Genomic DNA, 23,352 nt, shown 5'->3' on the forward strand with positions numbered 1-23,352 from the left:
CCCGGCCCGTCACCGCTCTATCTCTATCTCTATCGGGTGGACCACGACGAACAGTTTGTCGCGGTTCTGGAGTTCACACTCGACCCTGTCGCGCTCGCCGGGAAGGGGCACCGTGGAACAGGACACGCCCGGTCGCCGGTCGAGGTACCGCTCCCACGTCTCGTTGTTCTGTGTCGTGACGTTGACCCACATCGACCCGCTGTCGTACACTGACGCGTCACCGCGGTGGATGATGTTGGGCGTCCCACGGACCGCCCGGATGCGTGCCGTACTCCCGCCGAACGACTCCGGCGGCCGCGCGATGGTCCGTACGATGGGGATGTAAGTTTGGTTCGGGTCGAAGTCCATCGGCGGGTACTCGACGAAGAGCCCGCCGTTTCGCTGGCTCCGGAGGACACCGCCGAACGTGTAGTCGATTGTCGTCCCCTCGTCGCGCACACTCCGCCAGCGCACGACCCGTGAGGTGACGTTGACGCTGAAGTTCGTCCCCGTTCCCGAGCGAGCACTGACGTTGATGTTTGCGACCTCGACTGTGTTCAACTGCGCGTCCTGCAGGTTTATCTCGGTCGCACGACTCGGCGCGCCTTCACGGTGGACGTCGTTGAGATTGTCCGCGAAGACGTCGAAGGCCCGCTCGGCGTTGTTGATTTGCTCGTCGTATCTGACGTCTTCGAGCGTACTGACGCCGGCTATCGAGACGATAGCAACCGTCGTCGCGACGAGGCTGAAGATGAGGATGAACCCGATAACGTCGCTCACCGCGCGCTCGTTCATCGACGCTCACCCCCTTCGAGACGGAGGTGGCCACCGGCCGTGTAGTTCACCATCACCTGTCCACCGGTAATCTCGGTACCGTCCACGGTGGTCCGGTTGCTGAACTCGACTCGAACCGTGACGTCCTGTTGCTGGGACCTGAGACGGACGTACGGGTCGGCTTGCTCGACGATGGCGACGGTGTAGCCCGACCCGGCGACGGATTGGGGGAACGAGCGGCTAATCGAGACGGCCGTGTTCCGGTCGCCCGACTGCACGAGTCTGTCGGTCGCTTCCACGTCCGAGGCCAGTTGCTGCCCGATGACGCGAAGTTCGACCTCCGCGGCTTGCTCGCGCTGGTCGCTGACGAACCCGGCACCTGCGATGAGCAACCCCGTGACGAGAATCGTCGCGATGCCGATACCGAGCGTGTAGCTGAGAGTAATCGACTGCCCGCGCCTGTCGGACTCGAAGCGGTCAGTCATCGCTCTCACCCGGAGCAACCCGTAGCTCCGTCGCGTACGATATCACCTGATTGTTGTACGCCACGCTCACGTCGGCGGCGTAGACGGCCGGTTGGATGTAAGGCTGGTCGGCGACCCACGGGTTGTCGTCTTCCACGCCCGAGAAACTCTCGTTGACGATGGTGCTGTACGTCCCGTCCGTGATTATCTTCGCGTTCCTGAATTCGAGGGTGTCCGCTCCAGAAAGCCCTCTCTCACGGAACACGTCGACGTATGGACAGTCACTGTCGTCGACTGTTCCCGCCGAGACGTTCACCCAGAACGGTGTGGTAGAGTATCCGCAGGACCCGATGGTCACGCCGTTCTCGATGACCTCGACGTCGCCGGTGTCGGTCACGTTCAACTGCCACGTGTCGGTGCCGTTCGTGGCGACGACGCTGAACTCCGGGCTAGCGATGGGAAGGAGGCTCGTATCGACGTTCCCGACGTTCACCTGCAACTCACGCGCGCCGTCCGGATTCTGGGCTAGCACCCAGTTGTTCGCGTGGTCGTCACTCGTGAAGTTGCGACTCTCGTTCGTCTGCTGTACCAGCGTCCCCTCGTCGTACCGGCGGAGCGTGTCGTTGACAACCTGCCCGTCGAACAGTTGGTGTTCCGTCGCCACCGACGAGACGTTCTCGAACCCTCTGGTGAGGTTCCGGTCGACGGCGTCGTACGACGACGAGTTCGTCGTGTTGTACGTGTTGACGTACGTGACCAACTTCTCGGTGGCCGTCTCGACGACGTTCGCGTGTGCGATGGCGTCGGAGGTGGTCGTGCTTTCGCTCCGGGTAGCGAGGTTCTCGGTGAAGATGACGGAGTTGAGCACCAGCGCGAGGCCGATGAACGCGACGGCGAGTGCGAACCCCGTGACCAGCAGTATCTGCCCTCGGCGGGTCCGGTCGCTCAGATTCGCCATACGACCACCTCGACTCGGACGACGTTGTACGTCGGCGTGTCCGGCGCGTAGTCCGGTGCGTAGAAGTTCCCCGCCAGTGGTGTCGACGTCCGGGCACCGGTGTGGTCGTAGAGCCTATCGTCGTCGGTCAGGATGACCGTCTTGGCCGACCGGACGGCGTTGTCGCTCGGCTGCCCGCGGTACACCATCTCCGTGGTCCGCCGGGCGTCTGTCGGGGTGTAGTACGTGAGATAGACGTTGTACGCGATACCGCGCTCGCCGAAGGCCCGTTCGAGGCGGTCACCGAACGCGTTCGGGGGTGCCCGACTCGTGTAGAAGTCCTCGCCGCTCGAGTTGTAAAACCGGTCGTCAGACGCGTTCCAGAACAGGACGGCACGCTTCAAATCGCCGGCCTGTGCCGCACCCGCGAGGACGCCCTCGACGCTCGCCTGCTGTTGGTTCTCGACGTGCTGGCTCGACGTGCTCGCCGACAGCGGCGTGACGGCGGTCATCTGGAGTGCGAACAGGACGCTCGTCAGCAACAGCAACCCGGCGATGATGGATTCGAGCGTGTGTACTTGTCCTCGGTCCATGTTACCACATTTCAACAACGAGCGTCGCGTCGGTGTCGTTCAATTCGACGACTCTCCGTGCGGTGACCGTCGTCCCGGAACGTTGCGGTGGCGCGGGGCCGATGGCCGTCCGGGTTTCGGAACTGTCACAATCGCCGCTGTCCTTCTCGACGAACTCGGGCGGTGAACTGTCCTCGTCCCAACAGAGGACGTTGCCCCCGTCGGCGTCGTTCGTCAGGTTCGACTCGATGCTCACGTTCGCCAACTGCGTGTTCCTGACGCCGATTCGCTCCGTCAGGTTGTTGCCGGTGAACCCACAGTACCCCGGGCTCGTGTCCTCGAAGAACTTCACGGTACACGTCGTGTTGACGACGTGGGGTGTCTTCGGGTCACCGAGCAGTCCTTCCGAGAGACTGTCCGCAACGCGATTTGCGGTGACTATCTCCTCCTGTCCGCCTTCGACGAACGGGGAGATCGTACCCGGGATGAACAGCAGGACGGACGTCAGCGCGAGCAGGAAGATACTCACTCCGACGGCGAAATCGAGCGTTGTCTGTGCCCGTGTTCGACGACCAGTCCGCGCGCTCGACCCGACGACTCGCCGGTCGGACATCGGATTAGGGACCCCCCGCTACCGAATCCACAGTTTCTGCTCCGGCCAGTGTCGAAGCAATGTCCTCTCGAGGCACTTTTTCAGCTATTTTAAGATTGGTCAATGTGTTGCATAACCGTTGTGGCCGATTCATAACTAGGTCGTAATACGTCTCAGGGGCGTACTTTCGGCAGTTTAGCTTCATATTACTTGTGGCCAAAGATTTATACGGCCCTCTCCCGTCATCATTCCTGATAATCGAAGACGTGCCGATAAACTCGCGGGCGTCGCGTGGTGCCATCTCTCGCTGTGGATGGCCCTTCGATGGGTTTAAGAAAACACACCGGATACGGTGGATTACGAGGGCTCGTAGATCAGCGGTAGATCATCCCCCTGGCACGGGGAAGGCCCGGGGTTCAAATCCCCGCGAGTCCACTCCCTCGTTTCCTCGCGTTGTCCCGCTCGTTCTACTCGCGGGACCCCCACGAGTCCATCGAAGCAGGTTTTCGACCGAGACTGCCGACCGTCGGACGCGACTGGGTGCTCCATCGAGCCGTTCACGGACGGCAATTCCGTGAGTCCGTCGAGGGGTGTCGCTGAGTGGTCCCGGGGTAATTCGCCGGGCGTGACGGCCAGCGACCTCGCCGATGGTTTTACATAACCCGATTGCCAAAAAGGATCCACTAATTACTCTTATGGCCGATTACGGGTCCGCGGCGGGCGACGAACGGGGGGTATCGGAGGTACTGGGGTTCGCACTACTCATCGGGATGGTGTCGATAGGCGCGCTGTTGGTGGTCGTCTACGGCTCCGCGTCCATCGAACAGGTCCAAGACCAGACGGACAAGCGGACCGTCGAAATCGCGCTTCAGGAAGTGGACTCACAGCTCACCTCGCTCTCGAATCAAGCGGACGTGACCCAAGTCGAGTTCGAGATGGCGAACCTGAATCCGGGACGGGTCGACATCATACGGGCCGGGCACGTGAACATCACGGTCAATCAAAACAAGACGTGTAGCCTCGGGGCGAGCTATCCGAGTCGAGACGGCGTGCCACTGACGTCGATTCGGTACGAGACACAGGACGAGACGGTCATCGCCTACGAGGCCGGCGGCGTGTTCAGACAGGAACGCTCGAACCGGAGTTCGACTGTCACGTCCCCGGATGCGGACGTTCAGAACGGTGTCATACAGTTACAGTTGCTCAACCTGACCGGCGAAATCGACGAGTCCCGGAACACGGCGTTCCTCAACGTGTCCTCGTCCAGTCGAGAGACCGACCGACTCAACGACCAACTGTTCCAGGGAGAGTGCGTGCGCCCGGACAACGTGACCCTGCAGGTACAGAGTACGTTCTTCAGGGCCTGGGGTGACTACTTCGAGGAACAGACGGACCGGCCGGTGCAGACCTACGAGAACAACCAGACGGTTCAGGTGTTCTTCGGACAGCAGGACCTCCCGGAGGCGACCAACGACGAACTCAACCGCGTCGTCAATCTCTCCGCGAGCGCGTCGTACATGAACGAGGTGAACGTCACGGCGGAGAACATCTCCATCTCGAAGAACGCGACGACGTCATACCGCGTCTCGACGCGCCCCATCGGGAACGGGTCGACCAGTATCGCCAACAAGACGACGTTCAAAACAGCCGACCTCGGGAACTCGAACCCCACCGATGTCGTGTACGTCCTCGACACGTCCGGGTCGATGTCCGGGACGAAAATAACCGACGCGAAGCAAGCGGCCATCGACTCGCTGTCCGTTCTGAACACCACCGACCGTGCTGGCGTCGTCGAATACAACAGCAGGGCAGACATGCTCACCTCGGGTGGACAGTTCCTGACGAATACCCTTCGTGGCCCCAACAGCGTCGAGAGTACCATCAACGGACTCTCGGCGGGCGGTGGCACGTGTATCAACTGTGGGATTCGGAAGGCACTGGACATGTACGCGACGAGTAGCAACCAGACGCGGAACAAGACCATTATCCTCCTCAGTGACGGCCGTAACGACGTCTCGTGGGAATCGACGCCCAACATGAACAGTAGAACGCGGGACATGGCACGCCGAGCGGCCGCCCAAAACGTCACTATCTACGCTGCCGGGTTCGGTACACAAGCCGACGTTAACGAGTGCCTATTGGGTGGTCGCGGAGTTAGCTGTTCCCAACCGGGGATTACCAACATCACCGGCGGCGAGTACAACTTCTCCAGTAGCCCCGACGAACTTCGCCAGTTCTTCAGGGATTCTGCCACGAACATCGTCGAGCAGGAGCGGATTACGAACGTCCCGCTGACGGTGAACGCCACTCGGAACAACGCCGTCCAGCCACCCTTTATCGCGGGTAACGACGAGGACATCGCCCGCATTCGGAACGGTGGCCGCGCGTTCCCGAACGTCAACGACCCGACCGCACCGTCGCAGTTCCAACAGACGTTCATCGTTCGGAACGGTGACAGCGTGGAACTGAACGCGACGTATACGGCCTGTGAGGAGTACGAGACGGTCCCGTTGACGGCTGGCGGCACGCCGGTCGCACGGTGTGCCAACGTCAGCAACGCCGACCTCATCGGCCCGGACCACATCGGCGTCTATCGTGACGGCTACGACGCAGAACAGGGGCCGCGCCCGCTCCTGACGGACAACTCGCCATCGTGGGACGACACGATGTACGAGAAACTCGAATCCGAGAACCTCCTCGACAGCAACAACCACACCCAGTTAGAGAGCAATCAGGTGCTGGTCGTGTTCAACTTTAGCGTCGAGAGTGGGCACGACTGGGACTGGAATCGGATGCCGGTCCTCTACGAGGTGGGCCTCTCGGAGGGCGAAGCACGGCCACCCGTGGGGTACCTCCAAATCCGGGACGTGCGGATAGAAGACGAATCCTGACGCCACGCCGCGACAGCCGTCCTCGCCGTGCTCCCTGGCTGTCGTCCGTTACCGTTCGATTTCGATGCCGAGTACGGCACGTCTGATGTAGACGACACCGCTCTCACCGACATCGCAGACGTACGTGTCGTCCTCGACACTCGACTCCTCCCACCCGTTCTCGTCACGGGTGAAGTACCGGCCCCACCCTCCATCGAACGTCGAGTTGATAGTCACGTTCAGTTGCGTCCCGTTCGCGGCCGTGTTGGCGGTGGCCCCGGTTCGGTTCTCTGGGTAGAGCAGACTGGAGTTGTGCTGCCGTCCGGAGATTCGGGCGACGCCACCGCTGACGATTCGCTCCGTGTTACCGGTCAACCGGACTACCGAGACGACGGCGTGGCCGTCACCACAAGTGAAGCCCGGTTCGACTTGCATGATGCTGCTGTTGCTGCCGATGGCACCCCGGAACGTCGCACCGCTCTCGTACCCGATGTGCTCGCCGCTAATCCGGTACTGCAGGCGGCGTATCTCCACGCTCGTGTTGAAGTTCGGTCCAGAGGACCGGTGTATTTCGAACGTCATGTTCGGTCCGTCTACGAGTCGCAGACTCCCACTCCGGAGTTCGATTTCGCTGGTCCGCCGCTCGGCGGTGCCGGTTTCCAACTCCTTGAAGTTCTGTCCGAGCAGGACGAACGACCGCTCCGTGTTCGTGGCGAGTTCGGCCTCCCGGGCGTCTTCGAGCGCGCCGAACCCGAACGTCGAGACGAGTGCGACGGACGTGATGATGACGGCGAACGCCAGCACGAACCCGACGAGGTCACTGACCGCCCGGTCGGACTCCGGTTCGCTGCCACTGTGCTTTTTTCGCCCAGTCATGGCAGTCCACCGACCTCCTCGGTGAATCGGGTCGTGTACGTCTCGCCACCGACGCGATAGCGGACACCGATGGTGAAATCGGGGTCGGCCGGGAGTCCCTCGACAGCACGGTACTGGATAGCGAGGTTGCCTCCGTCCTCTACGTCTATCTCGACCCGGTCTCGCGGGTCGAAGTCACACTCGTAATACGTTCCCGAACCGTAGATAGCGTACGCGGACATCGATACCCCTCCATCAGGAATTGTGAGGCCCTCACAGCCGAGGTCTTTCCGCCCGATATACACCTGTTCGTCCTCGGTATCAGTGTAGTCGTTGTCCTCGTTTTCGTTCGTGTTGATACGAATCTCGGGGAAATAGTAGAAATTGCTGTTGATACAATTTCCGAAGAAATTGTACGAGGTACAGACGTATCGGTCCTCTGCAATCATCTCTCCGCCTGTGCCTTCGGGGTCGAAGAATACACCGGTGATAGTGATGTCGTTGCTGTGAGTGTTCTCGAACCGAACCATGATATCGTCGCCATCGAAGTCGACGTTTTGCCCGGCCCGCGTCCTGTCGTCGGCTGGCGTACGTGTGAGCGTGAGTGGTGCTAGTCCGGCGACAGTGATGTTATGCGAGTGCCACGTCGAAGCGTTCTCTTCGTCGGTCACTCGCAAGGTCACGTTTTGGGGGCCGTAGTTCCCACCGCCGTACGTGTGGGTGGTCGTCGCGGTGTTCAGGTTCTGTTCCTCGTAGGTTCCGTCCCCGTCGAAGTCCCAACTGTAGTTCAGGCCGGGACTGGCGGGATTGTCGGGGTCCGGGTCCTCGGCATTGGCGGTGAACGTCACGCCCCGGTTGGTGTCGGGGTACTCGGGGTCGACGGTGAACGAGACGTTCGTCGGCGGGAGGTTCGTCTCCCCGATGATGCTCCCGCCCGTTCGCTGCTTGGCAACGTCGCCGCCGATACCCAACCGCAGCGGCGCGTCAGTCGCCCCTGTCTCGTCGATGGTTCCGGGAGCGGAACTCCCGTTCCATTCGAGACGGTAGTGGCTGGCACTCACCGTCGAGATGTTCACGTCCGTCTCGTTGACCGAGAGCGGGATGTTCCGAACCACGTCGAGCCGCGTGACCTCCAGTTCGAGACACGAGTTCGGCGTCGACCGTAGCTCGGTACACTCGGACCCGTTGACGATGCGGACGGAGTAAGACGACCCGGAGACTCGCTCCGGGAGGTCGACCTGTATCGTCGCCGACCCGTTCCCGGCCGACAGTCGCTGGAGTTGGGTTATCGTCTCGGCGAGTTCGTTCCCGATGGTGTCCAGTCCCGACTGTGCGGCGTACTCCTGCTGGTTGTTGAGGTACGACCCGCCCGCGACGAGCAAACCGGTGATGAGGATGGTCGTGATACCGATAGCGAGGATGTGGTTGACGAGCGACGCCGCCCCCCGTCGGTCCGTGCGTATCGTCCATCTCATGGGTAGATGCTCAGGTTGTGCCTCCGCTCGTAGTCTATCTCGGTCGAGGAGTACGCCATGGTGACGTTCGTGCTCCAGATGGCCGGCACTTGGCACGGGTCGGTGAAGCCGGTCACCGCCGGGTCGCCGCAGAAGTCGTACGACCCGCCGAAGTTCGCGCTCACGTTCGACCGTGCCACGAGACTGTACCGACCGTTAGCTCTGCCGCCGTCAGATATCTCGACACTGTAGGGCGGGTCGAGGTTCTCGGTCGCGTTGAACGCACACTCGCTGTTGAAACTCTCTCCGTCGAGTACGTCGAGAAGCACCCGACCACGGACCGCGAAACACTGCACGTTCCCCGTGTTGGGGCCGTGTGTCCGCTCGGTACTGATGTCGACCTTCGTGGCTCCTCCTGTATTGTTACGCTGGATGCCAATGTCTACTGATTCGCTCGCGTTTCGTATCGTGATATTGAATTCGTCGCTGTTCATCCCTGAGACGTTCAGGTTGACGACGAACCGGCCAACCGCCACTCGGTCGCTGTTCTCGACAACCTCCCAGTCCGAGACACTGGGTGTCGTCGGTGACTCGAAGGTCCCGTCCTCGCTCTGGACGACGCGTTGGCCGTACGTGACGTTGTTGTACGAGACGTTCACGAACACCGGTCGGCTCACCGTGTAACTCTCGCGCAATAGCCGCGTGTAGTTCGTGACGTTTCTGACGACGCTGTCACGGAGTTGTGGCCGCGAGAAGTTCTTGTCCCGGTGGTTCATTCGGAGGACCAGCGACCGTGTGCCCTCCCGTGCCGTCTGGTCGAACCGGACGGCGTCGTCGCTGGCGTCGACCGTCACGTCCGTCGTCACCGTACTCGTGAAGAGGACGGTGTTCAGGACGACGGTGAGGCCGATGATGATGAGCGCGAGCGAGACGGCCCCGACGAGGATGAGTTGCGCCCTGCGGTCGTCGGTCGCTACCATACTGTCAGGCGCACCTCCACGACGTTGTACACCGGTCCGTCCATGGCGTTCGGGATCGGGTAGTACCCTCGGTCCCCGGTGGCGTTCGTCCCGAGGTCGGTCAACTGCACCCGCGTCGCGTTCGGCCCCGACAGCGTCTGGTTGTCGTACAGCGTCACGCGGTTGGTCGCCGTCACGGCGTTGTCCGACGGTTCACCACGGTACACCATCGGAAGCGTCTCCGTCCCCGACGACTCGTTCTGGTACCGGAGGACGATGTTGTACGTGCGGCCCCGTGACTCGAAGGTCTGATTCAACACCTCGCCCAGTTGTCTCGGTGGTTTCCGGTTCCCGTACCCGATTTCTTCGTTGACCGCGCCCACGAACGCGAGCCTGTTGCGCGACCAGTACCGGACGTACTCGGAGAGGCCGAACGTCTCGTTCTGTGCCGTCAGCCTGAGCACGTCGTCGGCCTCTGTCTGGACTTGTGACCGTATCTCGGGGTCGACAGTCCCGCCCGTCGTCGGCGTGATGATGATGGCCTGTATCGCAAAGAGGACTGCAGAGAGGATAACCACCGACCCGATGACGGCCTCCAAGGTGAACGCCTGTCCCCTGTCTTCGCCCGTCACCATACTTTCACCACCAAGCGACAACTCGGGTCACAGCGCGTCCGATTCGAGAGCGAAACGATACGCGCACGCGCCGCCGCTGGCTGGTTTCGGCTGTCTTTCTCCGTCGCGAGTGGCGTCCCGTCGACGGTTACCAGCGACCGACTGCCCCCTTCCCTGACGGTTATGTTGATGGCTGTCCCGCGTGTGAACCCATATTGGTCCCGGAGTTGCGACTGGTTCTGTGAGAGCGTCGCGTTGAGTTTTGTCTCGTTGAGAATATTCTCGCCCTCCGCCGTCGCGTGTTCTCGAATCAGGTCTTGGCTGAGCCTATCCGCTCGCATCCCGTCGCTGTCGTCTATCCCCGCGGTGAACGGTTCGAGATAACTCGGGAACAACCCGAAGACGAACGTCACCGTGATGAGGAACAGCGAGATACCGAGCGCGAAATCCTGAAGCGTCTGCCCCTTCCTGTCACCCCTAAATGCTGACTAACTCATCGTGAGTTACGTAGTGAGTAAAATACCTTTTGGCAACAAGTATATAAAACCACCGCCGGGCCAGTTGGCATCGTCCGCGGTATGGTTCAGCCAGAAACAGTCGACCGACTGATAGTAACGTCCGTGCTCACCCGACGGCAATCCACGTGATGAGCGCGAACGTGGGCAGGATGACCGCGAACTTCACCCCCGAGATGAGGTCGACGTTCCGGATGTAGCCGCCGATGAACGACGACATGATGGCCTGCAGCGTCACTGCGTGGAAGAACAGCAGCGAGAGCAGTTCGGTGTCGACACCGCCACCGAAACTCTGTCCGCCGCCGGGGGCAGCACCACCGCCGCCACCGCCGCCGGTGTTCGCAAGCCCGGCCATCACGTCGAGGAACTGCGTCTTCAGCAGTGCCATGACGCCCAGCAGCGTCATGTAGGTCATGATGATGATGACCAACTGCATCCGCGTGCGGGACTTGCGCTCGCGGTCGATGTCGTCTTGATTCTCCGAGGCCTGTGCGGCCGTCGTCAGCACGTCCTCGATTTGACTGGACGCCTCCTGTGCCTTGCTGATGAGTTTGACCGTCCGGGCTAGCCGCGGGATGTGGTACTCGTTGTTGAACTCCCGCATCGCGTCCTTGAGGCTGGTCCCGTACTTGACCTTCGCGTACATCGTCTCGAAGTCCTCGGCCAACCGCCCCGAAGACGTGTTCGAGACGGTGTTCAGCGATTCGAGGAGCGTCAGCCCCGTGTCGTTGGCACTCGATAGTTTCCGCAAATTCTCCGAGAGTTGTGTCACGACACCACGTCGCGACCGGACGTTCCACTCGTAGAAGATGGTCAGCGGGAGGAAGTTGATATACAGCGGGACGTACACCCAGAAGAACGTCGACATGACTGGCTTACTGACCATCCCGTCGATGCTGAGCGGTGCGAAGCCGGCGACGACCGACCCCGCCATCACCACTATCGTCAGCGGAACTGTCAGGCCCAACACCACCGTCGGGTGGTCACGGAAGAAGATGTGTGGCTTCTTCAGTATTTGGCCCAACTCGTAGGACCGTTCTCCGCTCTTCACCTTGTCGAAGATGCCGTACCCGCCGGTGAAGTTCTCGACGAGGCCGAGGTTGAAGATACCCAGCCCCTCTTGGACGACCACGTCGTCGCGTTGCCCGTCCGGCGTGAGGTAGCCGTCGCCGATTTCGTCCTGCGTGACCGTCGACACCATCACGAGGAACCCGACCCCCGTGAGCGGAATCAGCCCGTACACCGTGCCCAGCAGGAGCATCTGCTGGGACTTGCCCATCATCTGCATGATGACGAGGATGATGATGAGCAAGAGGGGGAACAGCGAGAGCGTCATGTACATCTCGCCGAACAGTTCCATCGTCTCTAGCACTTGCTCTTGCTCCTGCTTGGCGGTCCGCATGTGCTTGTCCTTCTGGTCTTCGAGGAAACTCGTCATGTCACCGCCGGAGTTGACGATGGAGAGCATGTCCGTCAGGAACTGCGCGAGTTCGTCGCTCGGCGTCTGGAGTGCTTGGTTCCTGATGGCCGTCCGGTAGTCCGTATCGAAGTACTCGGTTTCGAGGACGAGCGACTGGAACTCTTGGGCAACCTCGCCGTACGTGTCGTCGGCTTTGGCCATCGCCTGCAGGATTTCGAGTTGGTTCAACCCCCCGACCGACAGCGCGTACATGAACGAGATGGAGTCCGACAGCAGGACGTTAATCTCGCGTTTCCGTCCGCCCGCCCGGAAGTACGGAATCGAGACCATCGACCCGAACCCGATACCGAAGCCGATGAGGCCGAAGACGATGCCGGTGATGAACACCAGAATCGGTATCTTCAGCGCGAGCAGGATTTCCGGAACCGACTCCACGGGAATCCCGAGCAGAGTCGGTGCGTCCTCGAGAAAGAGGACGAAGATGGCGTAGCCCAGAAGCGACCCCATTATCCACAACACGAGGCCCGCCAGCACGCCGACCCCCAACGCGCGCGCGACGAACAACTCGACGTTCTGGGGCATACGCGCCTGCGCGAGTTTCTTCTCTACACCGGCCACGAAGTCGCTGTTCTCGTTGAACAGGTACTGATAGAGCGGGTAGAACGTGTCACCGAACGAGCCGCCGCCGCTGAACGACTGCCCGTCACGCGTGTCGAGACTCATCTCACTCCCCTTCTCCTGCTTCCGTTCCGGCCTTGGTCACGAACTGGCCGAAGTCGATTTCGGCGTCTTCGTCTTCGTCGTCGTCCTGTTGGACCGGTTCGATGTTCTCCTGCGTCTCGATACCACCCAGTGCCTTCACGATTTCCGGCGTCTCCATGCTCTTGTACTGGTCGAACATCGGCTGTGCGTTCTCCAGAATCTCGTTCGTCTCTTCGAGCATCTCCTCACTCGCCGACGGCCGCGGGACCATCTCCTCTTTCTCGGGGTCGATGTCGATCATGACCGACTCCATGTCCCGCAGGTCTTCGAGGCTCTCTTCGAGTTTGTCGTGGGCGATGAGCGTCAGGATGGTGTCCGGGTCGTTGATGAACGCCTGAATCGTCGCCGCCACCTGCTGGTAGGTGTTGATGCCGTTCTGGATGAGGTGGGCCAGCACGATTTTGCGCTTGAACAACTCCTCGTCCAGTCGTTCCTGTGTCCACCCACGGTCGAACTTGATTTCCTCCAGCGTGTTGGACTGGCCCATCTGGATGAACGTGTCCGTCTCGGCCTGCCACTGGTAGACGTCCCTGACGTTGATTTCGTCGTTCTCGGCGGAGTACTCGTTGATTTCGGTCAGGGTCTTGCTCCGGCGGACCTTCTTGCCGTCCGTCCGGCTCTGGGTCTGGATAGACACCAAATCGAGTGCCGTGAACAGCGTCTTCGAGACGTTGATTGGGTCGGTAGTGAACCGCTTGATGACCTCGCCCACCGAGTCGGCGTGGAACGTCGTGTAGGTGGTGTGGCCCGTGGACATGACCTGGAAGAGGGTCCGGCCCTCCTCGCCACGAATCTCACCCATGACGATGTAGTCTGGTCGCTGTCGCAGTGCGGCCTCCAGCAGGTCGAACTCGTCCACGTCGCCCGTATCGTCCTCACCGAAGGACGGCCGGGTGACGGACGCGACCCAGTTGCGCTGCGGCAGTTCGACCTCGCGGGTGTCCTCGATGGAGACGATTTTCGCGTTCGAGGGGATGAACAGCGAGACGGCGTTCAGCGAGGTGGTCTTCCCCGAGGCAGTACCGCCCGCGAAGATGAGCGACTTGTGGTTCTCGATACAGAGCCACAGGAACGCCATCTGGTCGAGTGAGAAGGTGTTCCAGTTGATGAGGTCGATGGGCGTGAACGGCACGTCCTTGAACTGCCGGATGGTGTAGTTGGTCCCGTGGTCGGACACTTCCGCACCGAGGGTCAACTGCGAGCGTGACCCGTCCGGGAGCGTCGCGTCGACCTGTGGCTGACGCTTCGAGATACCCTTCCCGGACCGCTGGGCCAGTTTCACGACGAAGTCGTCGAGTTCCTCCTTGCCGTGTTCGACGTTCGAGATAATCTGTTCGTAGTCGGTGTGGTAGACGAACACCCGACTGTTGTACCCGTTACACGAGATGTCCTCGACGTTGATATCGTGTTTGATGGGGTCGATTTTGGCGAACCCGATGAAGTCCCGTTTCAGGTTGTACAGGAGTTTCTCGACCTGATACTCGTTGAGTGTGCTCGGGTCTTCCTCGATGATTGCCGGCTCGGGTCGCGCGCTGATACCGTCTAGCCCGCTCTCCTCCGCTGACTCTCCCTCGGGCCCCATCCCCAGCATCGACTTGACGGCGACGAGCGCGCCGCCGTCGCCGTTGGTGGAACTGCCGCTCGGACTCCCGCCGTCGTAGATGTCGTACCGTTCGAGCAGTCGCTCGGATTCGCGCTGGATGACCTCCGCCCGGTCGGACTCGTCGCCTTGGACTACGACATCGTCTTCGGAGTACTTGATGGCGGTCTTGAGTTTGCCGGAGAGGAAGTCCTGTAGGTCGCGCTCGATGGCGTTGAGGTACGGCTCGATGACGTAGTATTTCTTCTCGTTTTCCTTCCGCGAGTGGAAGATGATGACACAGGCGTATGGTTTGTTGACCCAGTACCGTTCGAGTTCTTGGAAGTGCTTTTTCTTCTCGATGGGGACCGCCTTCTCGATGTCGTACCGGTTGGTGACCGTCGTGTTCCCGTTCACGTCCGAGAAGAACATGTCCTCGTCGAGTTCCTCGTTCACGTCGACGGTGAACTCGTCGACCGTCTCCGTAAGCGTACTGGCGATGTTCTCGGCGTTGCTCAGTATTCCTTCCGTGTCGTCGGGGTCGAACCCGAGGTACTCCTCCGGTTCGAACGGCTTTTTCTCCCCCTCGCTCGTCCGCGGCGGCTCGCCCTCGTCGTCGTAGTAGTGTTCGCGCTTGAAGTGTTCCCACGTGTACTCGCCCTTGCGCACCGGCATCTCCTCGGGGTTGAGTTCCCGCTGGAGCGGCTTGTAGATAGATTCGGCCGCCCGCGCCCCTCGTTGCAATCGCTCTTCGGTCTCCCGAGGGTCGAACCCGAGGAACTCCGTCCTGTCGAACGGACCGCCCGTGTGGAACTCCCGGCGAACGTCCTCCCACGTGTACTCGCCGACAGTGGCTCGCTCGACCCGGGCGAGGACTTCCTCGGCGTCCGACGGGTCGCCCCCCTCTTTGTCATCAGTTGCCATTGATCCACCCGTCGTGACAGGAGCAAAAAAAGCTTATGACGAGGTTATCGATTTTGAGGCACTCTCTCCCGGGAATATCCTCACAAGCGTCCAACTGCTTCGCCCGATAAGACTCTGTATTCTCGCTCGTAAGCACCGTTTGTTCCGAATTATATCACTGTACAGGAAACGCTACGGCTCGGGTCAGGAGATGAACGACTCGATGCGGGCCATCGCCTGCTTGAGTTGGCCCAACCCCGTCGCGTAGGAGACGCGGAGGTGGCCGTCACCGCCCTCGCCGAACGCTGTCCCGGGAACCACGGCGACGCGTTCCTCGCGGAGCAACTCCTCCGCGAACGCCTCGGCGTCGTCCCCCGGACACTCGGGGAACGCGTAGAACGCGCCCGCGGCGTCGAAGCAGTCCAGCCCCATCTCCTCGAACCGTGAGAGGACGAACTTCCGGCGGCGGTCGTACTCCCCGACCATCTGCTGTACGTCGTCGTCGCAGTTCTGGAGCGCGTCTAGGGCCGCGTACTGTGCCGTCGTCGGTGCCGACAGCATCGTGTACTGGTGGATGCGGTTCATCCCCGCGATGGCCTCGGGCGGCCCCATCGCGTAACCGAGTCTGAGGCCGGTCATCGCGTAGGCCTTCGAGAAGCCGTTGAACACGATCGTCCGCTCGGCCATTCCCGGGAGCGTGGCGATGGACGTGTGGTCGTGCTCGTAGGTCAACTCCGAGTATATCTCGTCGGAGAGGACCACGAGGTCGTGTTCCCGGCAGAACTCGGCTACCTCCGCCAGTTCGTCGCCGGTCATCGTCGCCCCGGTGGGGTTGTTCGGGTAGCAGTACACGAGGGCGTCGGCCTCGGCCGCGCCCGACTCCGCCAACACCTCGTAGGTTAGCTTGAACTCGTCTTCGGCCCGGGTCGGCACCGGGAGCGGGTCACCGCCCGCGAAGATGACGCCCGGGACGTACGAGACGTAGGACGGCTGTACCACTGCCACCGTGTCGCCGGGGTCGACCAGCGCGCGGAACGCGAGGTCGAGTGCCTCGCTCGCCCCGGCGGTGACGACGATTTCCTCGTCGGGGTCGTAGTCGAGGCCGTAGCGGTTCCGTTGGTCGGCGGCGATGGCCTCCCGGAGTTCCTTCTTGCCGCGGTTGGCGGTGTAGGAGGTCTGTCCCCGTTCGAGCGAGCCGATAGCGGCGTCGCGGGCACTCCACGGTGCGGAAAAGTCCGGCTCACCCACGCCCAGCGAGATGATGTCGTCCATCTCCTCGGCGAGCTCGAAGAAGCGTCGGATGCCGGACGGCGGCACGCTGTCGACGCGGTCCGAAACCTCCATCATGGTGAGACCGACAGTCTGTCCTCGTCGTCGCCGTCGCCGAACTCGATGCCCCGCTCCTTGTAGGCCTCCATCACGTAGTGGGTGACCGTCTGGGTTATCTCGGGGACCGGCGCGACCTGTTCGCTGATGAACCGCGACACCTCGCTCATCGAGTCGCCTTCGACCGACATGTCGAAGTCGTAGTCACCGCTGACGAGACGGAGCGAGGTCACTTCGGGGAACTTCGCCAGTCGGTCGGCGATGTCCCGGTAACTCGTCTCGCGGTCGAGCGTCACGTTGAGTTCGACGAGCGCGCGGACCTTCTCGTCTTCGAGTTCGCCGTAGTCGACGATGGCTTGGTACCCACAGATGACGCTCTCGGCTTCGAGGTCGGCGATGACTGCCTCGACTTCTTCGGGGTCCGCCCCCGTCTGGCGCGCGATATCCTCCGTCGACGTGCGCGCGTTCTCTCGCAGTATCGCCAGAATCTCGCCGCGACTGCTCATACTATACCCCACCCGGGCGCGGACTAAAGGCTTGCTACATCTGCGCGGCTCCGTCGAAATCCTTGGACGGGAAACGCTCGCTGCATACAGAGGGTGAGTTCAGCAGGACGAATGATCTCAACTCGACAGTCATAGTGGTACCAGCGACTGTCTGACCCTTTCAATCTCGTGTTAACAACAGCTAAGTCTGAAATAGCCAATTTTATTATTTTAGAATTTGATCTTAATAACTGATGGCACACATCCATCTCGGCGAAGGTTCGTTCCCGCTATGGGCACTGGCACTTTGGACCGCTCTCGGTGTGACTTTCATTGCCGCGGTCGTCCACCGCGTCCGACGTGGCGGCATCAAACCGCATCAGATCGCTCTAGCTGGGATCGGTGCTGCAGCAAGTTTCGCGGTGTTCCAGCTGAACATCCCCATCTGGGGCGGCATCCACATGAACCTCACCGGCCTCGTCGGAATCCTCGCCGGGCCGCTGCTCGGGGCACTCATCGCACTGGTCGTGAACATCTTCTCGGCAGCCCTCGGCCACGGTGCAGTCGGCCTGCTTGGGGCGAATACGCTTGTCAACGCGAGTGAAGCTATCGTCGCCTACTACGCGTTTAAGACGCTGATGGGGATGGACTGGGACGTCTTCCCCGCCAGCGCGGGTGCCGCGACACTCGGCCTCTCAGCAGGCGCGTTCCTGATGGGGGCGATTATCGTCGTCAGCGGCGTGAACGGGAGCGCGCTGCCGCGTAGTGACCTGACGATTGCCGTCGCCGGTCTCGTGGGGCTCAACCTCGGTGTCGCCGTCATCGAGGGGATCCTGACGGGCTTTATCGTTCAATTCCTCGCCTCCGTTCGTCCCGACCTCGTCGGCCTCGCCGACCGTGACACCCAGGAGGAACCGACTGGGGTGACCGCCTGATGCAACACTGGAAGCAGTACGGTGGCCTGGCCGGCCTCTTCGCTGCCTTTCTCGCCGCTGGGTACTGGGGCTTCACCGCGACCGGCGGTGCCCTGCCGTGGGCTAAACGCTCTGCGAAGGCCCTCCAGCGCGGTGTGCAGGAGGGCGGCGGTTCGCTCGTCGACTTCGGCCGCGGTATCGTGGTGGCCGGCCCCATTCGGAACGGCGGGCTGATGCTCGAATTCGGCGCGCTCGTCCTCGTGCTAGTTGTCCTCGGTATCGGGCTGTACGTCTACGTCGACCGCTACGGCGGCCTCGAGGACGGAGAACGCCCGGCTCGGTAACCGTGACGACACTCTCGAATCACGTTCCCGACCCGCGGCTCATCACGGCGTTCGCCGAACGGCGAGACGGACCGTTGCACCGCGTCAATCCATGGACGAAGGTCGGCGTCGTCGGCGCACTCGTCCTCGCCGTCACGGTGTTCGACCGCCTCGCGCTCCTTGCGGGACTGTACGGAGCCGTACTGGTGGTCTATGGACTCGCGGGGATGCCATATCGACGGCTAGCTGGCTGGTACACGCTCCCGATGCTTTTCATCGTCTCGGTCGCCGGGCCGCTGGCGTTTCTCGAACCGGGGACGCCTGTCGGCGGCGCGCTCTCGACACCGGTCGGTGAACTTTCGGTCACGTGGGCGGGGCTCGTCCTCTTCGGGGAACTCGCCTGTCGGTCACTCACGGTGGTCACGTTCGCCCTGACGGCGTCGATGACGACAAAATACACCGACGTCGCGTACATGATCGGGAGGTTGCTGCCGCGACCGATCGACCAGGTCGCGTTGCTCACCTACCGGTTCACGTTCGTGATGCTCGAGACGCTCGAAGACTTGGTGAAAGCCGCACTCTCCCGGGGGGCGAACTTCTCGGATTTCTGGTCGAACAAGCGACTGTACGCCAGAATCCTCGGAATGACGATATTGTCGGCGATCGAGCAGTCCGAACGACTCGTCAAGTCGATGGAAGCCCGTGGCTACAACGGCGACATCACGCTGTACGGCGACGTCTCGCGGCCACCGATCCACGAACTACTCATCGTTGCCGGGTCGTATCTCGCTGTCGTCGGCTACGCGGCAGTCGCGGTCTACGGGGTGAGACTGTGAGTCGAGACGATTCACCGCTGGTTGATCTCCAGTGTGAGGCCCACACCTACCCCGACGGGACGGTCGGCATGCACGACGTCGACTTCTCGGTGTACCCCGACGAAGTCGTCGTACTCGTCGGCGGCAACGGTGCCGGGAAGTCGACACTCCTCGAACACCTGAACGCGACGCTCGTTCCCGACGACGGCGAACTCGTCGTCGACGGCACGTCGATCACCGAAGACAACAAGGCACACGCACGGAGGGAAGTCGGCTTCGTCTTCCAGGACGCCGATACGCAACTCGTCGCGCCCACGGTCCTCGATGACGTGATGTTCGGCCTCCAGAACTACGGCGTCCCCAGTGACGAAGCGAGAGAGCGCGCTCGTGAGGCACTCGCGACCGTCGACGCGAGCCACCTCGAAGACCGGATCCCTCACTACCTGAGCGGTGGCGAGAAACGCCTCGTCGGCCTCGCCGGCGTGCTCGTCCTCGAACCGAGCGTGGTCGTGCTGGACGAACCACTCGCAGGGCTTGACCCGGAGCGCTCCGATCTGGTTGCCGATCGAATCGAGCAGATTCACCAAGAGGGTATCAGTGTCGTCCTGTCGACACACGACCTCGAATTCGCCGCCGAAGTTGCAGACCGTGTCTGTGTGATGGTCGACGGAAACATCGTCGGGAGTGGCACGCCACGGACGGTGTTCTACGACGATACGCTGCTAGCCGAAGCGAACCTTCACCCACCCAGTGCCGTTCGTGTGGTTCGCGATGTAGGATTGGATTCGACCGCACGGCCAGTAACGGAAGCCGATCTCGTCGCGCTTCTCGCGGGAGCCGGTGATTCAGACGCCAAACGAACCCCCCGATTCGAAGAGGCAGAAGACGTCTGACGCTCTTCCGGATTCGCTCCCACCACCCTCGTCAGGGCGAGAGCAGGAGCCTGCGGTCCGTATGAGCGGTCTTCCTGCCCGATATCGCGGGGGCAGCATCGTACTGGGGCTCCCGTTAGCTCTGATCTTCGAGTTGCGACCGCGCGGGATTCGCGCTCCGTCTTCAGTGAGACCTCGAAAAATATATCAGCAGATTAAAACTCAACGGAGGCATCCACACGGAAACAGGGCTCTCACGTCACTGGTGTCATCGCCCGCGGACGCCGACGGTTCCACCGCCGCCCTGCATATCGGGCTTCGACGCTCACCCCGAAGCCTCCGCCCTCGGCGGTCACTCGGCCTCGCGTTCGCGCAGTTCCAACCGCCGTATCTTCCCGGTCGTTGTCTGTGGCAGTTCGTCCACGAACTCGATTTCCCGCGGGTACTCGTACTCCGCCAGGCGGTCACGGACCAGTTCCTGTATCTCCGCGCGGAGGTCGTCGGTCTCCGCGACGCCCGCCGCCGGTTCGACGAACGCCTTGATGATTTCTCCCCGCGTCTCGTCGGGGACGCCGACGACGCCGGCCTGCACCGCGTCGGGGTGTTCGAGGATGGTCTCCTCGACTTCCATCGGGCCGACGCGGTACCCGGCGGTGATGATGACGTCGTCCTTCCGCGATTTGAACCGGACGTAGCCGTCCTCGCCGCGCTCCGCGAGGTCCCCGGTCAGGAACCACTCCCCGACCTGTTTGGCGGCGGTCTTCTCGGGCATCTTCCAGTACTCGTCGAAGAACACGCGCCGGTCGTGCGGGCGAAGCGCGATTTCGCCCGTCTCGCCGGTCCCGAGCCGCTCGACTTCGCCCGCGCTGGCGGCCTCCGGGTCGAGGATGGCGAAGTCGTACCCCGGCAGGGGTTTGCCCATGCTCCCCGGACGCGTGTCGAACCACTGGCCCGAATTGCCGACGGCGAGGTTGAGTTCCGTCTGTCCGTAGAACTCGTTGATGGACACGTCGGTGAACGCCTCCCGGACCCACGTGACGATTTCCGGCGTCAACGGCTCCCCTGCCGCGGCGAACGCCTGCACGTCCAAGTCGTAGGTTCCGGCGGGGTCGTCGACTTCCATCAACATCCGGAGTGCCGTCGGCGGCATGAACGAGTGGGTCACGTCGAAGTCCGCGAGCAACTCGAAGGCCGTCTCGGCGTCGAACCCCTCGGCCGGGTAGCCGACCATCGTCCCGCCGTGGTGCCACGTGGCGAACAGCGTCCCGCCGAGTGCCGCGCCCCACGCCCAGTCCGCGGGCGTCCACACCGTCACGTCCGGGCCGAGGCCCTGGTCGAAGTAGTTGTACGCGGCGGCCGCACGCCCCAACCAGAGCGCGTGCGAGTGGAGAACGCCCTTCGGCGGCCCGGTGGACCCGCTCGTGTACATGATGGCCGTCTCCGTCTCCGGCGTCGCGTCGTGGGCCGCGACCTCGGTTCCGGGTGCCGCCAACACGTCCTCGAACGCCCGGATGTCGTCCGCTGGGTCGCTCGTCTCGATTTCCACCACGTCGTCGAGAGCCGGGCAGTCGTCGCGGATGGCCGCGATTTCCTCGCGCACGGCCGGGTCGATGACAACCGTATTCGCACCCGCGTCCGCGAGGCGGTACTGGAGTGCGTCCTCGCCGAACAGCACCGTCAGTGGGAGCGACACCGCCCCGAGTTTCCAGTTGGCCAGATGCGTGAGCGGGTTCTGTGGCTTCTGCGGGACGACGACGCCCACGCGGTCACCCGGCCCGACACCCAACTCGGAGAGCCCCGCGGCGAGCCTGTCCGACCGCTCGTCGAGTTCGCGGAAGGTGAACGACTCGCGGCGACCGTCGGGGTAGACCTGTTCGAGCGCGGTCCGGTCCCGTCCGGTGGCGTCGCCCTCTCCACGGGGTGTCTCCGACGCCTCGCCGTGTTTCCGCAGAAAGTCCACCGCCGGATTGAACGATTCGGGGAGGTCCCACGAGAACTCCTCGCGGGCCGCCTCGTAGGAGTCGAAGTCCGGCATCACCGTCCATGGCATACGGGAGTGGTGGAACGCCGGGTGATTTCACCTTTCGGGTCGCGACCCGCTACTCACGGCGGAATCGGGAGCGACGACCCGACCGGACGAATCAGACTCGCCCGCACGTCGACGCCGGGGCTGTAGTGAACCAGCGGGTCGCCACCGGGGTGGTCGAACCCGTTGGCCTGAAACAGGTCGTTCTCGCGTATCGTCAGGGCCGCCGATTGCAGGTCCCACGGCGGATGCTCGACCGGGCCGGCGTACAGCGTGCCCCCGTCCGAGGCGGCGTAGAAGCGATACCGCTCGGTCAGGAACGCATCGAGCGTGCCCGGGTCGGCCGGCGTCGGGTCGCCCGTCGGCTGATACGTCGCATCGAAATCCGCCGCCGGGACGCCGTCGTGGGTCCGCTGACTGCGGAGTCGGATGCCGTCGCCGGTCCCTTCGACGGACATCGCGGCGCGGTAGTACGGCAAGTTGAACACTCGACGGGCGACGCCGACGCTCAGTCCGTCGTCGGCGTCCAGGTTGTAGAAGTAGATGCCCGGCCCGTTCGGTCCAGTCACGTACGTCCGGAGGTTCAGTTCGGGGAAGGACCGTCCGATTGGTGCCCCACGTGGCCGGATGTCTTCCATCTGGAAGCCGACGACGCCGAGGTAGGCGTCGCCGTCGTACGTGTCCGCCGAGAGACCCTCGGGGAGACTCTCCTCGACCACTGCCGGGTCGACGGCCCAGTGTGCGAACAGCACGTCCGCCCAGCGCATCGACAGCAACGACGGACTGAACATATCTACGGTACGTGTTCGAGGGGTTTTCACCTGTCGGTCCCGGCGGGGTGCCCCGGGACTGCTCGCCGCTGGTCACCCGCGACTGTTCCGGCCCGCAACTGCTTAGGGTGGCCCGAATCACGGTCCGGATATGCGCTATCTCCTGTGGGCACTGCTGGCTCTCGTCGCGTACACGCTGGTCCCTCCGTTCGTGAAACTCGCCACGGCCGACATCCCGAGCGACGTGGTGTTGCTGGTCTCGAACGGGATTTTAGTCCTCGCCGCTGTCGGCATCATCCTCGTCTCGGACGTGTCTGTCGCGCCATACCTGACACACGACCGGGCCATCTACGCCTACGGTGCGGGCGTCGCGCTGACTGTCGGCATCGTCTCGTATTACCGGGCGTTGGCGGCGGGGCCGGTGAGCGTCGTCGTCCCCATCTTCGGGATGTTCATCGCCACCAGTTCCATCGTCGGCATCGCGTTCCTCGACGAACCGCTCACGGCACGGAAGGCGGCCGGCGTCGCTCTCGCCGTCGTCGCGGTGTATCTCACCTCCGTGGAGTAGGGTA

The 23,352-nt window shown here is 62.4% G+C and carries 22 protein-coding genes and 1 tRNA gene; 7 read left to right on the top strand and 16 right to left on the bottom strand.

What is annotated here, in order from left to right; genetic code table 11:
* Positions 1-9 precede the first annotated feature (9 nt).
* Genes MUG95_RS13305 through MUG95_RS13325 form a run of 5 tightly spaced genes read right to left on the bottom strand, consistent with a single transcriptional unit; the run spans position 10 to position 3,339 of the window.
* Positions 10-774 carry a DUF7289 family protein gene (locus MUG95_RS13305; protein WP_247008590.1) on the bottom strand — a complete coding sequence of 255 codons (765 nt, stop codon included), beginning with the start codon at positions 772-774 and terminating at the stop codon, positions 10-12.
* On the bottom strand, positions 771-1,238 hold the full coding sequence (locus MUG95_RS13310) for a DUF7266 family protein (RefSeq protein ID WP_247008592.1): 468 nt from the start codon (positions 1,236-1,238) through the stop codon (positions 771-773). The genes MUG95_RS13305 and MUG95_RS13310 overlap by 4 nt, the downstream gene beginning before the upstream one ends.
* Positions 1,231-2,175 (bottom strand): DUF7261 family protein, encoded by a 945-nt coding sequence (locus tag MUG95_RS13315; RefSeq protein WP_247008594.1) that lies wholly within the window; start codon positions 2,173-2,175, stop codon positions 1,231-1,233. The genes MUG95_RS13310 and MUG95_RS13315 overlap by 8 nt, the downstream gene beginning before the upstream one ends.
* Entirely contained in the window at positions 2,163-2,747 is a 585-nt protein-coding gene (locus tag MUG95_RS13320) for a DUF7288 family protein (protein WP_247008596.1), read from the bottom strand. The genes MUG95_RS13315 and MUG95_RS13320 overlap by 13 nt, the downstream gene beginning before the upstream one ends.
* A gap of 1 nt (position 2,748) precedes the next feature.
* Complete coding sequence (locus MUG95_RS13325; protein ID WP_247008597.1) at positions 2,749-3,339, bottom strand: DUF7287 family protein; 591 nt, start codon at positions 3,337-3,339, stop codon at positions 2,749-2,751.
* Between the two features lie 342 nt (positions 3,340-3,681).
* On the opposite strand from MUG95_RS13325, the gene MUG95_RS13330 reads away from it, so the two are divergent.
* Both MUG95_RS13330 and MUG95_RS13335 read left to right on the top strand, forming a co-directional pair.
* A tRNA-Ala gene (locus tag MUG95_RS13330) sits at positions 3,682-3,753 on the top strand.
* A gap of 260 nt (positions 3,754-4,013) precedes the next feature.
* Positions 4,014-6,209 (top strand): vWA domain-containing protein, encoded by a 2,196-nt coding sequence (locus tag MUG95_RS13335; RefSeq protein ID WP_247008598.1) that lies wholly within the window; start codon positions 4,014-4,016, stop codon positions 6,207-6,209.
* A 48-nt stretch (positions 6,210-6,257) separates the two neighbouring features.
* On the opposite strand, the gene MUG95_RS13340 is transcribed toward MUG95_RS13335, so the two are convergent.
* From MUG95_RS13340 to MUG95_RS13380, 9 genes are all read right to left on the bottom strand, one after another.
* Complete coding sequence (locus MUG95_RS13340; RefSeq protein ID WP_247008599.1) at positions 6,258-7,064, bottom strand: DUF7289 family protein; 807 nt, start codon at positions 7,062-7,064, stop codon at positions 6,258-6,260.
* Positions 7,061-8,518 (bottom strand): PKD domain-containing protein, encoded by a 1,458-nt coding sequence (locus tag MUG95_RS13345; RefSeq protein WP_247008600.1) that lies wholly within the window; start codon positions 8,516-8,518, stop codon positions 7,061-7,063. The genes MUG95_RS13340 and MUG95_RS13345 overlap by 4 nt, the downstream gene beginning before the upstream one ends.
* Complete coding sequence (locus tag MUG95_RS13350) at positions 8,515-9,477, bottom strand: hypothetical protein (RefSeq protein ID WP_247008601.1); 963 nt, start codon at positions 9,475-9,477, stop codon at positions 8,515-8,517. The genes MUG95_RS13345 and MUG95_RS13350 overlap by 4 nt, the downstream gene beginning before the upstream one ends.
* On the bottom strand, positions 9,471-10,091 hold the full coding sequence (locus MUG95_RS13355) for a DUF7288 family protein (RefSeq protein ID WP_247008602.1): 621 nt from the start codon (positions 10,089-10,091) through the stop codon (positions 9,471-9,473). Before MUG95_RS13355 ends, MUG95_RS13350 begins: the two co-directional genes overlap by 7 nt.
* Positions 10,085-10,483, bottom strand: a complete 399-nt coding sequence (locus MUG95_RS13360; RefSeq protein WP_247008603.1) for a DUF7287 family protein — start codon at positions 10,481-10,483, stop codon at positions 10,085-10,087. The genes MUG95_RS13355 and MUG95_RS13360 overlap by 7 nt, the downstream gene beginning before the upstream one ends.
* Positions 10,484-10,694: 211 nt before the next feature.
* Entirely contained in the window at positions 10,695-12,728 is a 2,034-nt protein-coding gene (locus MUG95_RS13365) for a type II secretion system F family protein (protein ID WP_247008604.1), read from the bottom strand.
* Position 12,729: 1 nt separating this feature from the next.
* Positions 12,730-15,270 (bottom strand): type II/IV secretion system ATPase subunit, encoded by a 2,541-nt coding sequence (locus MUG95_RS13370; RefSeq protein WP_247008605.1) that lies wholly within the window; start codon positions 15,268-15,270, stop codon positions 12,730-12,732.
* Positions 15,271-15,453: 183 nt separating this feature from the next.
* Positions 15,454-16,593, bottom strand: a complete 1,140-nt coding sequence (locus MUG95_RS13375; protein WP_247008606.1) for a pyridoxal phosphate-dependent aminotransferase — start codon at positions 16,591-16,593, stop codon at positions 15,454-15,456.
* Positions 16,593-17,081 (bottom strand): Lrp/AsnC family transcriptional regulator, encoded by a 489-nt coding sequence (locus MUG95_RS13380; protein ID WP_247008608.1) that lies wholly within the window; start codon positions 17,079-17,081, stop codon positions 16,593-16,595. The genes MUG95_RS13375 and MUG95_RS13380 overlap by 1 nt, the downstream gene beginning before the upstream one ends.
* A 233-nt stretch (positions 17,082-17,314) precedes the next feature.
* Here MUG95_RS13380 and MUG95_RS13385 point away from each other — a divergent pair, with 233 nt between their 5' ends.
* From MUG95_RS13385 to MUG95_RS13400, 4 genes are all read left to right on the top strand, one after another.
* The gene (locus MUG95_RS13385) at positions 17,315-17,995 is read left to right on the top strand and encodes an energy-coupling factor ABC transporter permease (RefSeq protein ID WP_256463855.1); all 681 of its coding nucleotides are present in this window, start codon (positions 17,315-17,317) and stop codon (positions 17,993-17,995) included.
* Entirely contained in the window at positions 17,995-18,318 is a 324-nt protein-coding gene (locus tag MUG95_RS13390; protein WP_247008612.1) for a cobalamin transport operon protein, read from the top strand. The genes MUG95_RS13385 and MUG95_RS13390 overlap by 1 nt, the downstream gene beginning before the upstream one ends.
* Positions 18,319-18,320: 2 nt before the next feature.
* On the top strand, positions 18,321-19,133 hold the full coding sequence (locus MUG95_RS13395; RefSeq protein ID WP_247008614.1) for an energy-coupling factor transporter transmembrane component T family protein: 813 nt from the start codon (positions 18,321-18,323) through the stop codon (positions 19,131-19,133).
* Positions 19,134-19,201: 68 nt separating this feature from the next.
* The gene (locus MUG95_RS13400) at positions 19,202-20,005 is read left to right on the top strand and encodes an energy-coupling factor ABC transporter ATP-binding protein (protein ID WP_372608204.1); all 804 of its coding nucleotides are present in this window, start codon (positions 19,202-19,204) and stop codon (positions 20,003-20,005) included.
* Between the two features lie 331 nt (positions 20,006-20,336).
* On the opposite strand, the gene MUG95_RS13405 is transcribed toward MUG95_RS13400, so the two are convergent.
* Entirely contained in the window at positions 20,337-22,034 is a 1,698-nt protein-coding gene (locus MUG95_RS13405; protein WP_247008618.1) for an AMP-binding protein, read from the bottom strand.
* Positions 22,035-22,087: 53 nt separating this feature from the next.
* The gene (locus MUG95_RS13410; RefSeq protein WP_247008620.1) at positions 22,088-22,801 is read right to left on the bottom strand and encodes a YqjF family protein; all 714 of its coding nucleotides are present in this window, start codon (positions 22,799-22,801) and stop codon (positions 22,088-22,090) included.
* A 130-nt stretch (positions 22,802-22,931) separates the two neighbouring features.
* Here MUG95_RS13410 and MUG95_RS13415 point away from each other — a divergent pair, with 130 nt between their 5' ends.
* Positions 22,932-23,348: an EamA family transporter gene (locus MUG95_RS13415; protein WP_247008621.1), complete on the top strand. Its 417-nt coding sequence runs from the start codon at positions 22,932-22,934 to the stop codon at positions 23,346-23,348.
* The last annotated feature ends 4 nt before the right edge of the window (positions 23,349-23,352 follow it).

The organism is Halorientalis litorea, assembly GCF_023028225.1.
Classification (GTDB): Archaea; Halobacteriota; Halobacteria; order Halobacteriales; family Haloarculaceae; genus Halorientalis; species Halorientalis litorea.

Bases quoted from the DNA above. Each gene is read 5' to 3' on its own strand.
- MUG95_RS13325 (WP_247008597.1), bottom strand. From the start codon at position 3,339: ATGTCCGACCGGCGAGTCGTCGGGTCGAGCGCGCGGACTGGTCGTCGA.
- MUG95_RS13375 (WP_247008606.1), bottom strand. From the start codon at position 16,593: ATGGAGGTTTCGGACCGCGTCGACAGCGTGCCGCCGTCCGGCATCCGA.
- MUG95_RS13415 (WP_247008621.1), top strand. From the start codon at position 22,932: ATGCGCTATCTCCTGTGGGCACTGCTGGCTCTCGTCGCGTACACGCTG.
- MUG95_RS13345 (WP_247008600.1), bottom strand. From the start codon at position 8,518: ATGAGATGGACGATACGCACGGACCGACGGGGGGCGGCGTCGCTCGTC.
- MUG95_RS13350 (WP_247008601.1), bottom strand. From the start codon at position 9,477: ATGGTAGCGACCGACGACCGCAGGGCGCAACTCATCCTCGTCGGGGCC.
- MUG95_RS13400 (WP_372608204.1), top strand. From the start codon at position 19,202: ATGCACGACGTCGACTTCTCGGTGTACCCCGACGAAGTCGTCGTACTC.
- MUG95_RS13405 (WP_247008618.1), bottom strand. From the start codon at position 22,034: ATGCCATGGACGGTGATGCCGGACTTCGACTCCTACGAGGCGGCCCGC.
- MUG95_RS13335 (WP_247008598.1), top strand. From the start codon at position 4,014: ATGGCCGATTACGGGTCCGCGGCGGGCGACGAACGGGGGGTATCGGAG.
- MUG95_RS13310 (WP_247008592.1), bottom strand. From the start codon at position 1,238: ATGACTGACCGCTTCGAGTCCGACAGGCGCGGGCAGTCGATTACTCTC.
- MUG95_RS13380 (WP_247008608.1), bottom strand. From the start codon at position 17,081: ATGAGCAGTCGCGGCGAGATTCTGGCGATACTGCGAGAGAACGCGCGC.
- MUG95_RS13340 (WP_247008599.1), bottom strand. From the start codon at position 7,064: ATGACTGGGCGAAAAAAGCACAGTGGCAGCGAACCGGAGTCCGACCGG.
- MUG95_RS13390 (WP_247008612.1), top strand. From the start codon at position 17,995: ATGCAACACTGGAAGCAGTACGGTGGCCTGGCCGGCCTCTTCGCTGCC.
- MUG95_RS13320 (WP_247008596.1), bottom strand. From the start codon at position 2,747: ATGGACCGAGGACAAGTACACACGCTCGAATCCATCATCGCCGGGTTG.
- MUG95_RS13315 (WP_247008594.1), bottom strand. From the start codon at position 2,175: ATGGCGAATCTGAGCGACCGGACCCGCCGAGGGCAGATACTGCTGGTC.
- MUG95_RS13370 (WP_247008605.1), bottom strand. From the start codon at position 15,270: ATGGCAACTGATGACAAAGAGGGGGGCGACCCGTCGGACGCCGAGGAA.
- MUG95_RS13365 (WP_247008604.1), bottom strand. From the start codon at position 12,728: ATGAGTCTCGACACGCGTGACGGGCAGTCGTTCAGCGGCGGCGGCTCG.
- MUG95_RS13410 (WP_247008620.1), bottom strand. From the start codon at position 22,801: ATGTTCAGTCCGTCGTTGCTGTCGATGCGCTGGGCGGACGTGCTGTTC.
- MUG95_RS13355 (WP_247008602.1), bottom strand. From the start codon at position 10,091: ATGGTGACGGGCGAAGACAGGGGACAGGCGTTCACCTTGGAGGCCGTC.
- MUG95_RS13305 (WP_247008590.1), bottom strand. From the start codon at position 774: ATGAACGAGCGCGCGGTGAGCGACGTTATCGGGTTCATCCTCATCTTC.
- MUG95_RS13385 (WP_256463855.1), top strand. From the start codon at position 17,315: ATGGCACACATCCATCTCGGCGAAGGTTCGTTCCCGCTATGGGCACTG.